The organism is Candidatus Cybelea sp., from assembly GCA_036489315.1.
GTDB lineage: Bacteria > Vulcanimicrobiota > Vulcanimicrobiia > Vulcanimicrobiales > Vulcanimicrobiaceae > Cybelea.
In genome coordinates this window covers 45,408-57,928 of record DASXFZ010000012.1, presented here as the reverse complement: position 1 = coordinate 57,928, position 12,521 = coordinate 45,408, and the positions used below count along the sequence as shown (strand labels likewise).

The window sequence follows — 12,521 nt, the reverse complement described above, 5'->3', positions numbered from 1 at the left end:
GCTCACCTGCGAAATCCTATGTTGCGACGCGCTCGCGCGCGGCCGCTGCCGCGAACGCTTCGAGCGGCAGCGCCTGCAGCGCGATGAATCCGCCGGCCGCCTGATGATCGAACTCGTCGCGCGTGCCATAGGTCGCCAGACGCTCGCGGTACAGCCCGTTGGGCGAATGCAGCCCGATAACGGTTGCGTTCCCGCGATACAGCCGCAGGCGCACCTCCCCACTCATCCGCGTCGCAAAACTCGCGTACAACGCATCGAGCGCCGCCCGCAGCGGCTGCATCCAGAGCCCGTCGTAGATCAGCTCCGCGTAACGCTGATCGGCGAGCGCCTTGAAACGCAACTCGTCGCGCGTCAGCACGAGCCGCTCGAGCGCGCGGTGCGCTGCAATAAGGACGATTGCCGCCGGGCATTCGTAGATCTCGCGCGACTTCAGGCCGACGACCCGGTCTTCGATCAGATCGATCCGGCCGATGCCGTGCGCGCCGGCTACGCGATTGAGCTCGGCGGTCATCGCCGCGCCGCGAGCGCCGGCGATGCTCGGTTCGCCCGAATCGAACGCGACGACGATCTCCTGGGGAACCGGCGGCGCGGCTTCGGGCGAACGCGTCCAAGCATACGCGTCTTCGGGCGGTGCGTTCGCCGGATCCTCGAGCACCCCGGCCTCGATCGACCGCCCCCACAGATTCGCGTCGATCGAATAGGGCTTCTCGACCGTGTGCGCGATCGGTATGCCGTGCTCGGCAGCGTAAGCGATCGCGTCGGGGCGCGAGAGCGGCGATTCCCGCAGCGGCGCACGGCAGACCAGCGTTGGATCGAGCGCGCGCACACCGAGCTCGATGCGCACTTGGTCGTTGCCTTTGCCGGTACAGCCGTGCGCCACCGTCGTCGCGCCGTACTCGTGGGCAGTCTGCACGAGCAGTTCGGCGATCAGCGGGCGAGAAAGCGCCGCAGAGAGCGGATAGACGTCTTGGTAGAGCGCGTTGGCGCGCAGCGCCGCAAACGCATAATCGGAGATGAAGCGCTCGCGCGCGTCGACGAGCACCGCAGCTGACGCGCCAAGGCTCAAGGCTTTGGCGCGCACCGCTTCCAATGCAGCGCGGGCGCCGCTCCCCGCGACCGCGTCGCTCTCTCCGAGGTCGACCGTCATGGCGATGACGTCGCTCCCTTCGAGGATCAGCTTCTTGAGCAGAACCGACGTGTCGAGTCCGCCCGAGTAGGCCAGGACGATACGGCTCATGCCGCCTCCGCTTGGCCGCGAAGGTCGGCGAACCGCTGCCGCACGAACGGCGTCTCTTCCGCAGAACGCACGACGATCAAAATCGTGTCGTCACCGCCGATCGTCCCGAGAACTTCCGGCCACGCGGCTTCGTCGACGGCCGAAGCCAGCATCATCGCGCTCCCCGGCGCGGTGTGGATCACGATCAGATTTCCGCTCGCTTCGATCGTTGTCGTCAGCTCCGCCATCGCGCGGTGCAGCCGGCTGACGTAGTTCGCGGCCGCGCTCGGCACGACGTATTTGAAGGCGCCGCCCTCCTCCGACGTAATTGGCACCTTCGTCAGCCGCAGCTCTTTGATATCGCGCGAGACGGTCGCCTGCGTCACCTCGAAGCCCTGCCGGCGCAGCAGCGCGACGAGCTCTTCTTGCGAGCGGACCGGACGCGTTGCCACGAGGGTGAGGATAGCACGTTGCCGGCGATCTTTCATATCGGAAATCCTTTGCTGTCGGTCAAGAGTGCGAGGAGCAGCGCTTTTTGCGCGTGCATGCGGTTCTCGGCTTGATCGAAGACGGCGCTCTGCGGTCCGTCGATCACCTCCGCGGTGACCTCCTCGCCGCGGTGGGCCGGCAGACAGTGTAAGAAGGCGGCGTGCGGCGCGGCGTAGGCCATTAGTTCGCCGGTAACGCCGTAGGGGCGCAGCATCGCGTCGTTGCGCTCGCGAAACCGCTCCTCGCCCATCGAGGTCCAGACGTCGGTGTAGATCGCATCCGCGCCCCGCACCGCGCGCACCGGATTGGCGAACGCGCGCGCGCAGCCGCCCGAGGCCTTTCCCAAACGCGCCAGCTGCGCGAGAAAGGTTTCTGAGGGGCGATGCGTCGGCGGCGATCCGAAGTGCATCGTCGCGCCCATCATCACGGCCGCGCGTGCCAGCGACGCCGCAACGTTGTTGCGCCCGTCGCCGACGTACGCGATGCGCAATCCGGCGACTTCGCCGAAGCGTTCGCGCAGCGTCTGCAGATCGGCCAAGGCCTGGCACGGATGCGCGTCCGCGGAGAGCGCGTTGATCACCGGTACGCTCGCTGCCGCGGCAAAGCGCTGCAGGCCGGCGTGATCGTGCGTTCGGATGACCACCGCGTCGACGTACCGCGAGAGCACGCGTGCGGCGTCTTCGGGCGTCTCGCGCGAGCCGATCGCGAACTCCGACCTCTGGGCGAAGAGCGGCGTCGCTCCCAGTTGGGTGAGCGCGACCTCGAAGGAGACCCGCGTCCGCAGGCTCGGCTTTTCGAAAAGCAGCGCGACGGTCCGCCCCTTGAGCAGCGCGCTTGCGGCGCGCACCGGCCGTTCCTTCAAGAACCCCGCAAGCCGCAGCAGCGCGCTCAGCTCGCCGTGCGAAAGATCGTCGACTTCCAGAAAATGGCGCCCGGCCAAGCCGGAAAGGGGCGAAGGGGCTGGCGCTACCACATACACGTCGTGTATATTTATGCACATGGCGCATGATTATGCAACCACCCTGGTCGTGAAATACGGCGGCAACGCGATGGCCGGGCCGCCCACAGGGCCCGACCCGCTGCTGGCCGAGGTCGCCGCCCGCTGGCGCGCCGGGCAGGCGGTGGTGCTCGTGCACGGCGGCGGCCCCGAGATCGATACCGCGCTCGCGCAGCGGGGCGTCGAGAGCGAACGCATCGACGGCCAGCGCGTCACCGACGCCGCGACCCTCGACGTAACTGAAGCCGTGCTCTGCGGCCGCTTAAACAAGCGCCTCGTGCGCGCGTGCACGATCCTCGGGCTTCCCACGGCCGGCATCTCGGGTCAGGACGGCGGAACGCTGATCGGCCGCCGCGCGCAGGGAATCAACGGCGAGGATCTCGGCTATGTCGGCGAGATCGCGCGCGTCGAGCCGAAGCTCATCCAAACGCTGCTCGCTGCGGGATTTCTGCCGGTGGTCGCGCCGCTTGCAATCGCGCAAGACGCCAGCCACGCCTACAACGTCAACGCCGATCTCGCCGCCGGCGCGATCGCGGCCGCACTTGCGGCCGACGCGTTCCTGCTGGTCACGAATGTTCCGCGCGTGCTGCGCGACGTCGACGACCCCACCTCGGGCATCGACCGGCTCACCGCCGATCAAGCATCGACCTTCGCGCACACGAGCGCATGCCGCAACAGCATGAAGCCCAAACTCCTCGCGGCTGCGGCTGCCGCCCGCAACGGTGCAACCGCCGCCTACATCTGCGCGATCACCGCCAACCCAATTTCGTCCGCCCTCTCCGGCGACTGCACGATCGTCGCCGCATGACGTTAAGGATGGGAACCATTCTCGGCCGATGATCGTTCCTTAGACGAGCCTTCTCAGGCGACGTGCGCGACGGTATGGGGTAGCAATCGTCGCACGAGCACGGACCTCTGTGCGGGCTTCTTAACGAGAGACTCGGGTCTGACAAAAGTGGGGACCTACTTCCTGAGCCTCTCGTTTTATTCCCGAGATCGCCCCCGAGCAGATTGCGGTACGCGTTCCCCGCATGCGTCAGCGATGCCGTCCGCGCTTGTAGGCCCAGCGCATCGAGGGACTAATGGGCCTTCACTCCGGCTCCACGAAGTGACACCATGTACCCGGAATGGGCCTCGACTCCTCAGGGACGTCGCGAGCGTGCGTTTTACATGGGAGACGGCATGAATAATCTCAACAAGATCGCCGGCGCCGGCCTCTGTGCGGCGCTCTTAGCGGCGTGCGGGGCGGCCGTCAATCCCGTCGTCCCCGCAGCAAAGACGCTGCTCGCGCCGCTCAAAACCACCTCCGCCGAAAGCGTGCTCTACCGGTTTAAGGGGTACACTCACCGGGACGGTCAAGATCCCGCGGCGGGTCTCGTCGCCCTCAACGGCGTGTTTTACGGAACGACGGCCGCCGGCGGCGGCGCGAAAGGCTGCAAATATCCTGACAAATGCGGGACCGTCTATCGCATCACCCCCACGGGCGAAGAACACGTGCTCTACCGGTTCAAGGGCGCTCCCGATGGTTGGTTTCCCTTAGCGAACCTGCTCGCGATGGACGGCTCGCTTTATGGCACGACGGCAGACGGGGGGTCAAAACAACGCGGGGACCGTCTTTGCGTTCGATCCGAGCAGCGGCACGGAAAGCGTTATCTACAGTTTCAAAGGGCAGCCCGCCGGTGATGGTGCTTTTCCCAAAGCCGGTCTCATTGCCGTCAACGGCGTGCTCTACGGTACCACCAGTCAGGGCGGCAGCAAGAAGTGCAACAGCCAAAATACCCACGGGTGTGGGATCGTCTTCAGCGTCACAACGTCGGGTACGGAACGGGTACTTCACCGATTCACAGGCGGCGGCACAAACCAGAAGCGCGACGGCGGCTACCCATATGCCGGCCTGACGGCGATGAACGGATTCCTTTACGGTACCACCAACGGCGGCGGTCGTAACTTGCAGTCGTGTTATTTGGGGTGCGGGACCGTTTTTGCGATCGGACCTTCAGGCAATCAATATAAAGTGCTGTACCGGTTCAAAAGCGGCGAGGACGGTGTGGCTCCAAATGCAAGTCTCGTCACCGTGAACGGTAAGCTTTACGGTACCACCGGCGGCGGCGGTGGGCACGTATGCGTCGCCACTGGCTTTGGCTGCGGGATCGTTTTCGAGGTGAGCGCATCGGGCCGCGAACGTGTTCTACATCGTTTCGCGCACGGATCGGACGGAGCGGGTCCGAACAGTTTGATTGCCGTCGGCGACACACTTTATGGCACGACGGGCGCCGGCGCTAAGGGCGATTGTGAGGGCTACGGGTGTGGAAGCGTCTTTCGGCTCAGCACGTCCGGTCGCGGCTATGCCATCCTACGCGGATTTCTGGGCGGCCATGACGGCGCCGAGCCCACGGGAAACCTGCTAGACGTAAACGGAACGCTCTTCGGCGTCACCGCCTCCGGAGGCCACTGTCACGGCGGATGCTTTCTCGGCGCTCGCGGCTTTGGAACCGTCTTCGAATTGACGCCCTGATCGCGAACGCTCGTTAAGCGTTACTGATCGATCCTTTTGCACAAGATTGGATCGTTGGGCGGGCAGTTCACATGTCCGGGAGCCACTCCCGTACGGTTCGCTGCACCAAATTGGAAGTTGAGCAGCAGAAAGAATATCGCACTTATCGCGACGACGATGCCGGCGCCTTGCCAACGGCCTTTCTTTATGCGAACGGCCTCCAGCTTTCGGTTGTAGAGCAGCACGCTTTCGGTAAGCTCGAGCGTGACCGGTGCCTTGAGTTCCTTCACCTCACACGTCTCTGCCGAGTTGTAAACTTCGACCACAGGCGGACGGCACCGCTGCGGCATCAGCGCGACTGCGCTGACGACGCTCGAAACGAAGAGCAGAAACAGGCCAAATCCGAAAAATCCCGTCGGTTGCGCCGTTGCGTCGGCCTTAAATGCGCACAACGGCAGCAAGACCACGGCAGCAGCCGCCAAACCGACCTGCGCGAGTGCCCTCGCTTCGTACCGCCGAGTTCCCTCAGCGGTCGTCGCCGTCAAGGCGCTTGCTTGACCGAATAAAAATGCGGCGACAATGTCGTCGGTTAGACCGGGATATTCGGATTTTAGGCGCCCGGCTCGCTCGGCGCGCTCTTGGGGTGACGGCAGCTCGCCTACGGGAACCGCTAAGCGGTCGAGGAGATTGCGCCAAAGGCCAAGGAGCTTCTGACCGAGGCTGTTGGGATTGCCCGGCGCGTCGAGAACGAAATAGACGATAATCCCAACAAGTAAAAGACCGAGCCACGCTTGCCAGCCGACGTCGAGCATCAGCGGCAGTACGTTGGCAGCACGGGCGCGTCAACCTTGCACGAGGCACAGGGAACGCCGCTCAGCAGGGGATAGCCAGCTTGGCTGGTAGGGCAATCCAAGCTCGACCGAACAGGTAACGGCGCGGGAGCCCTGGAGATTTTATCGGCCCCCAGGGCTTCCGTCTTCCTCTTTCCCGTTTAGGGCGGCGGCGATGCCAGCGGAATCGATTGGCAGAGCGCCGCGCCCGACATGACCGCCGTGGCCGCCTGGTTCTCCTGAGCCTGCGTTTGGTCGATCGTCCAGTGCAGGGCGTCGACGAGTCGCGTCACCGGGTTATAGCCCAGCGTCAAGCCGGGAACGTTGGCTAGATCGATCGTGTATGGATTGGGCGGCAGGCCCGCGTAGTCGGGGTTCGTCGTCAGCGGATTCGGCGACGGCTGCGTCGGCACGCCCTTGGTCGTGTCCGGCTGATTCATCGACGAGATATAACCTTGGCCCGCATGCTGGAGATCGGCCATCTGCTGCGTGTCGACGAAGCCGCTGATGATGTCGAGCGATGCACTCTGCGTGGCGAGCGCCTTGAGCAGCCTCGCGCGAATCTCTTGCAGCCGTTTGTCGTCCTCGGGCAGGCCGCTTCCGTGCATCAGTTCGGGGCTGTCGAGGGCGGTCTGGATGGCGATGATGTTGTTGGCGATCGGCCGCACCAGGTTCTCGAGGCCGAGCAGCGCCATGTTCTGCGGGCCGTTCGAACCCGGGTCGGCGCCGGGCTCGTTTTGTCCGCCGCCGCCGGCGCTGGGATCGTTTCCGTAGAGCGCCGCCCTGTTGTACGCCTTGAAGAGATCCGGACTCTTTTTGATGTTCGAGTCGTTTTGCATCATCATGCCGATCGCCGGCTTGATCCGCTGGCTTAGTTCGCTGCACAGCGGGCGAGTAATGACGTGGTAAATCTGAGGCGGCGGCGAGGGGCTCGCCGCAGTCGTCACGGCCGCAATTACGAACGCAACCTGCAGCATCTTAGAGCCTCTCTTTACGTGCGGCCCTTACGTCCCCTTCTGCGCGCCCGCGTAGAAAATAACCTTAAAAATCGCTTGGGGAACGGTCGTCAGCGTGTTGGGGTTGCCGTATGCCATGTAGAGCTCGCTACTGCGCAAGCGCAGATGGTACGCAACCGAGACGTTCGAACAGCGTCCCATACAGTTACCGCCGCCGTTGGGAATTGGAGGATCGCCGATTACCTGGCGCAGGCCGATCGCGAGCGAAGAATTGTAGCCGATCTGGTACGCGTAGCTGAGGCTCTCGAACCACTGTATGTTGTTTTGCAGCGGCGCCGGCTGCCACTGCGCGGTGTCGTCGAGCGCTAGGGTCAGCGCGCCGCGGTTGCCGACGCGAATCGTCGTACTGCGAAACCACGTGTCGAGCCGACCTTCGCCGTACCGGCCGGTGTTGTAGCTGAGCGTCGTCGGATTCGATGAGGTGCCGTGATACGGAAACTGTCCCGGATTGTTCGTCTGCAAGCCGCTGTCGTAGGTGAACGAAAAACCGCCGTTCTGCGTGATCGGCGTCAGGATGTCCCCGAAACGCCAATAATTCGACCCCGTAAAGAGCTGCAGATCGAACGCGCGCTTCGTCAAGATATCGACGAGGAACTGATTGTCGCTCTGCGCGCTGCCCATCGTCGGCCCCTGATAGCGATCCACGAATCCCGACGCGCCGATCGAGACCAGCTTGCTGTCGCCGGTGAAGTCGAAGATCTTGGCGGCGTAGAGCGCGTACCCCGCGATGCCCGGGTGCGAGATAAATCCGTCGACGGGATCGTAGTACTGGCCGATCTTGCGCGTCGCCGCGAAGAAACCGAAGGTCTGATTCGACCAGCCGCCGCCGAAGTCGTAATACTGAGCCTGATTACCCTCCAGCACGTTGGTCCCGCTGTCGTCGCCATAGTTGAAGTAACTGCTGATGTGCTTGAGATCCGAGTAATACATGCCGGTCTCGGTTACGTCGTCGTTGAGCCCCGTGAGGTTCGCGGCTACCCGCTCGATGCTCGCGCCCCAACGCGTATCGGGCGACGTATAGTCGACCGCGCTTGCGAGGTCGTTGCGGCCGTCGCCGATCGAGTCGAAGGTCGCAAAGCCGATCGGCCCCGCCTTCCCCTCGACGGCGTACCCTTCTCGCGGCGTTGGTATCGCGGGCGTGTAGAGCGCTTGCACGTTCGGACACGCATCGCAGTTGAACTGATTGTAAAAGTTTGCCGCCTGGGTAAAGAAGGGGCGCACCTCGCTGTAGTAGCGCTGATAGACCGTCGGCGAGATCGACTGCTGATCGAGCTCCACGTTGGAATAGTCCGGATGAAAGGTCGAGTAAAACGAGGCCGTCGGCGTGATCGGAATCGAAAGATCGGCGCCGACGCGCGAGGTGGATCCGCCGATCGTCTTGCTGGCCGCTTCGCCCAGCGCGTACAGCGCGGCGCGCGGCTTTGGACGCGAAAAGGCGATGCCGGTGAGCTTCGGAACCTCGATCGAACCGGCGTGCGCGTAGTCGGCGTTCCCGTAAGAATCCGGCGTCATCTGCACCTTATCGTACGACCACACCTGCTGCTCGCCCGTCGAGCGCACGTACCGCACGAACTGTGCGTGCCAGTCGCCGCCGTGCGCGTTGCGCAGCACCTCAAACGGAATCCGCATCGTCACGGTGTACCCGCGGGCGGTCGTCGTGCCGGCCGATTCCCAGTTCGGCGAATACGCCGTATTCTCCGAGGAGAACTCGTAATGCGTGCCGTTGGGCGTCGCGTAGAACTGGTAGAAATAACCGCTTAGGCCGTTGGGCCACAGGTCGATCCAGACTTCGTCGTCGTTCCCCTGGCCGACGTCGTTGGTGTGCTGCTCCGCGGCGATCGGCTCGTGCTGGATCGCATCGAAGCGAACGTAGAGCGCCTTGCCGTCGGTCGTCACGTACGCCGTCGTCGGCTCGCTGGCGGGCTTCGATTTGACCGGATTCCATGGCAGCGTCAAGCTCGTCGCCTGCGACCACGTGCCGGCGGGCGCCGTGGGGTCGAGCGGCGGATCCGTCGCCTGCGCGACCGTAAGGTGCGGATAGGCAAGCGCGCGAGCCGTTACGGCCGCGGCCAGCGCGAGGCCGAACCCCAGCGCCCGCAAGCCGCGTCTCACTGCAAGATCGCCCCGCTCAGCTCGGAACGCGACCCGGCGCGCAGCGTCGCCGCGTCGACCGGCCGGCAGGTGCGCGACGAATGGCTTTCGCAATAGAGCGCGCCGCGAAAGTCCGCGCCCGCAACGTCGGCTCCGCGTAGGTCGACGCAGTGCACCCGTCCGTTGCGCGGGTCGCTGCCCGATCCGTCGTCATCGCGCGTACAGATTTTTGCGTTGCGAAAATCGGCGCCCCGAAGATCGGCGTTCGCCAGATCGACGCCCTCGAGCTCGGCCCCGGTGAAACGCGCTCGCGCGGCGTGCGCACCGCTCAGATCAGCGCCGACGACCGCGATGCCGGAGAGGTCAAATCCCGCGATGTCGGCGCCCTGCGCGTTGCAGCCGGTGCACTTCTGCAGCAGGCCGCGCGCGTCGGCGCTGCCCAGCCCGGTGAGCACGCCGCGTAGATTGATGCCGGTCAGAACAGCGCCGGTAAAGATCGCGCCGCTCAGCTGCGCGCCGTCCAAATCGACGCCGGTCAGCCGGCTGTCTTGAAGGTTTGCCCCGCGCAGATCGGCGTGCGAGAAGTCGACGCCGACGAGCTTTGCGCCGCGCAGGTTTGCATTGCGCAGATTCGCTCCCGAGAGATCGACGCCGACGTAGGCGACGTTGCGCAGATCGGCGCCGCGCAGATCGCGTCCGCCGAAGTCGCATCCCGTGCAGTTGGCGGGCAGTCCGCCGGCCGCAACGGCAGCTCCGGTGCCGATCGAGAGCAGTGAGAGTATCGCAGCCAACAAGTAGTTCACGATGGTTTGCTCCTTATAAAGCCGGCCGAAAGGCACAGGAAACCAGGCCTCGGCCGCGAGGCAATTTCGTTAGGGAAGGGTTACGAGGTCGCTTAGGTTATCGCGGCGTGTTTTGTTTTGAGAGGTCCATTCCAACGAGCTTGGCTCGTGAGAAGTCGACGTGCGAGAGGTCTACGCCCGAGAGATCGCAAGCATTGAGCGTTGCGCCGTTGAAGTTCGCGCCGTCCAGCCGTGCGCGGCTAAAGTCCGCACCGACCAGTTCGGCGCCGGAGAAATTAGCGTTTCGCAGATCGGCGCGCGAGAAATCGTCGCCGCTCAGCCGGACGCCGCTGAGGTCCGCGCCCGAGAGATTGGCGCGGGTGAAATCGCAGCCTTTGCAGCTGTTGACGATGCTGCGCAACGTTGCCGAGGGAAGCGAGGCGTTCTTGAACTGGCACCCCGTCATCGTTGCGCCCGTAAAGTCCGCGCCCGTGAGATTGGCGTACGCGAAGTCGCAGCCGGAAAGGCGCGCGTGCCGGAAGGAGACACCGCTGAGGTTCGCACGCGAGAAATCGACGCCGCTGAGGTCGCTGTTGGAGAGATCCGCGCCGCGCAGGTTCGCGCTGCTGAAATCGGTGCCGGTGTAGTGCGCACCGCGCAGGTCGCGTCCGGCCCAGTTGACCCCGCGGAAATCGCAGCCGACGCACGACTTTCCGCTGCTGCTCTGCGCGAGGTCGTGCGTCGCACCGGTGCCGCTTAAGCTCTTCGCGATCGCGCTATCGACCGACGCATTGATGCCGTTTGCCATCTTCGTGCTGTCGGCGATGCTCTTACTCGCGATATCCATACCCCTGTCGATCGCTTTGGCGGTGCCGCCGGCGATCGCGCCGTTCGGCAGCGGTTTGCCGGCCGGCGCAAGCGGCGCCGGCGGCACGGATCTGCTCTCGCGCGCTTGGCGCTGCACGTGAGCGGACGCCGCCGGAAGACTCCGCGCGAGGCTCGGGGTCGCCGGTTGGCGCACGATCTCGGTCTTCGCAACGATCTGCGTTTTGCTCGACGCGGCGGCGTTGGCAACGGCCGGGTGTGCGGCGGCCGCCGGCGGTTTAACCGGCTGCACCACCTGGTATGCCGGCGCCGCAACCGACGGCGCGACGAAGGCGATCAGCAGCGCGAGCGCGCCGACTGAGGCGATCGCGGCGGCCGCCGGACCGATCGCGAGATTCGTGGCGATGTCGCGGCCGGTACCGAGGAGCCGTTCGATGCGCAGCGAGATCTGCTTGCGCGTGGTGAAGACGCCCGGCGCCGGCATCGGATGATGCGGCCAGGCCGCTGTCTCAGCCATCTTCGTCAGGCAGAGTGCGTACGGGCGCACGGCGTGTACCGAGGAGAGCACCCAGTCGTCGCAGGCAACTTCGCGTTCGAGCTCCAGCTGTTGCGCGACGAAGAGCGCCGCCGGATTCCAGCCGAGCGCGGCGACGATCAACCGCTGCAGGCAGTTGCTCCAGTCGTCGGCGCGGCGCAGATGAGCGAGTTCGTGCAGGCTGATCTGCTCGACTTCCTGGGGCGAGAGCCGATCGAGCAGCGCCTGCGGAATCAAAATCATGGCGTCGAAGAGGCCGACCGCCACCGGCACGTCGATCGCTTCGCTAACGCACAGGCGTACCGGGCGGCGCCCCTTGTTGGCCTCGATCCACTGCGGCATCGAATCGCGGTACTCGATCGGCAGCGGCAGCGCGTCGCGCTTGAGCTGCTCGAGGCGCAGCAGGCCGATCAGCAGTCCGATCAGCGCGTATGCCGCCAGCAGTACCCACGCCGCGAAGACCGCGATCCCCACGGGCAGCGGCAGTGTGACGTGCAGGCGCGCCGGCAGCGCCGGCAGCACGCGCGTCAAGCTCGGCCCCTGCGGCGCGCGCATCGCCCAGTGCTGGATTGGGCGCCGTGGGGTCACCGCGACGCGTTCGTGCGCGGCGTTGACGCTCGCGGCCTGTCCCTGGGCGCCGGCGGCCGTCGCGACCGGTTGCGCCGGCGTGAAGAACGCGAGCGTCGTCGCGACCGGCACGACGAGTGCCGCCATCAGGGTAGCGCTCCAGACAACGTAACGCGTCGCCGCATTGATGCTCGGCCACGCGCGCAGAAGCAGCCAGACGCAGAGCACGAGCAACGCGTCCTGCCAAAGTGCGTTGAGTACCGTCGCGGCGACGACGATCATGAGCCGTTCTCCTCATACTGTTCGATGAGTGTCTTGAGCCGGCTCAGTTCGTCGTTCGACGGCCGTTCGTTGGCGATGAGCTGTAGCGCGAGCGAACCCGCGCTATTATCGAAGAAGCGTGAAAGCAGGTGTCCGACGGCGTTCGTTGCCGCGTCTTCGCGCGCGACGAGCGGACGGTACATGAAGGCACGGCCGGCCTCGTCGTGATCGACGTAGCCTTTCCGTTCGAGAATGCGCATCGTCGTGAGCACGCTGTTGTAGGCGAGCGGCGGGGGCGGCAATGCGGCCGTCATTTCGGCGACTGTGGCCCGGCCACGCTCCCAAAGGACCTCCATCAGCCGCAACTCGGCCTCCGTCAGGGTGTTCGAACGTCGTCGTGCCATGCGTACTTTCTCTA

At 65.0% G+C, this 12,521-nt stretch carries 12 protein-coding genes; 3 read left to right on the top strand and 9 right to left on the bottom strand.

Annotated features, from left to right (window positions below):
* Nucleotides 1-16: 16 nt before the first annotated feature.
* Genes VGG51_03060 through argF form a run of 3 tightly spaced genes read right to left on the bottom strand, consistent with a single transcriptional unit; the run spans nucleotide 17 to nucleotide 2,678 of the window.
* Nucleotides 17-1,237: an argininosuccinate synthase gene (locus VGG51_03060; GenBank protein HEY1882006.1), complete on the bottom strand. Its 1,221-nt coding sequence runs from the start codon at nucleotides 1,235-1,237 to the stop codon at nucleotides 17-19.
* A complete protein-coding gene (gene argR, locus VGG51_03055) occupies nucleotides 1,234-1,704 on the bottom strand; it encodes an arginine repressor (protein ID HEY1882005.1) in 471 nt (156 codons plus the stop codon). Before argR ends, VGG51_03060 begins: the two co-directional genes overlap by 4 nt.
* The gene (argF, locus tag VGG51_03050; GenBank protein ID HEY1882004.1) at nucleotides 1,701-2,678 is read right to left on the bottom strand and encodes an ornithine carbamoyltransferase; all 978 of its coding nucleotides are present in this window, start codon (nucleotides 2,676-2,678) and stop codon (nucleotides 1,701-1,703) included. Before argF ends, argR begins: the two co-directional genes overlap by 4 nt.
* 25 nt (nucleotides 2,679-2,703) lie before the next feature.
* Between argF and argB the strand changes: the two genes are divergently transcribed.
* The 3 genes from argB to VGG51_03035 all read left to right on the top strand — a co-directional run bounded on the left by argB (nucleotide 2,704) and on the right by VGG51_03035 (nucleotide 5,217).
* Entirely contained in the window at nucleotides 2,704-3,510 is an 807-nt protein-coding gene (argB, locus tag VGG51_03045) for an acetylglutamate kinase (protein HEY1882003.1), read from the top strand.
* A 308-nt stretch (nucleotides 3,511-3,818) separates the two neighbouring features.
* Nucleotides 3,819-4,385, top strand: a complete 567-nt coding sequence (locus VGG51_03040) for a choice-of-anchor tandem repeat GloVer-containing protein (protein ID HEY1882002.1) — start codon at nucleotides 3,819-3,821, stop codon at nucleotides 4,383-4,385.
* A complete protein-coding gene (locus VGG51_03035; protein HEY1882001.1) occupies nucleotides 4,273-5,217 on the top strand; it encodes a choice-of-anchor tandem repeat GloVer-containing protein in 945 nt (314 codons plus the stop codon). Before VGG51_03040 ends, VGG51_03035 begins: the two co-directional genes overlap by 113 nt.
* Before the next feature lie 20 nt (nucleotides 5,218-5,237).
* Here VGG51_03035 and VGG51_03030 read toward each other — a convergent pair whose 3' ends face one another.
* The 6 genes from VGG51_03030 to VGG51_03005 all read right to left on the bottom strand — a co-directional run bounded on the left by VGG51_03030 (nucleotide 5,238) and on the right by VGG51_03005 (nucleotide 12,507).
* Entirely contained in the window at nucleotides 5,238-6,008 is a 771-nt protein-coding gene (locus tag VGG51_03030; GenBank protein HEY1882000.1) for a hypothetical protein, read from the bottom strand.
* 179 nt (nucleotides 6,009-6,187) lie between these two features.
* Nucleotides 6,188-7,003: a hypothetical protein gene (locus VGG51_03025; protein HEY1881999.1), complete on the bottom strand. Its 816-nt coding sequence runs from the start codon at nucleotides 7,001-7,003 to the stop codon at nucleotides 6,188-6,190.
* Nucleotides 7,004-7,030: 27 nt separating this feature from the next.
* Complete coding sequence (locus VGG51_03020; GenBank protein ID HEY1881998.1) at nucleotides 7,031-9,154, bottom strand: hypothetical protein; 2,124 nt, start codon at nucleotides 9,152-9,154, stop codon at nucleotides 7,031-7,033.
* The gene (locus VGG51_03015; GenBank protein ID HEY1881997.1) at nucleotides 9,151-9,936 is read right to left on the bottom strand and encodes a pentapeptide repeat-containing protein; all 786 of its coding nucleotides are present in this window, start codon (nucleotides 9,934-9,936) and stop codon (nucleotides 9,151-9,153) included. The genes VGG51_03020 and VGG51_03015 overlap by 4 nt, the downstream gene beginning before the upstream one ends.
* 97 nt (nucleotides 9,937-10,033) lie before the next feature.
* The gene (locus VGG51_03010; GenBank protein ID HEY1881996.1) at nucleotides 10,034-12,124 is read right to left on the bottom strand and encodes a pentapeptide repeat-containing protein; all 2,091 of its coding nucleotides are present in this window, start codon (nucleotides 12,122-12,124) and stop codon (nucleotides 10,034-10,036) included.
* A complete protein-coding gene (locus VGG51_03005; protein HEY1881995.1) occupies nucleotides 12,121-12,507 on the bottom strand; it encodes a BlaI/MecI/CopY family transcriptional regulator in 387 nt (128 codons plus the stop codon). Before VGG51_03005 ends, VGG51_03010 begins: the two co-directional genes overlap by 4 nt.
* Between the last annotated feature and the right edge of the window lie 14 nt (nucleotides 12,508-12,521).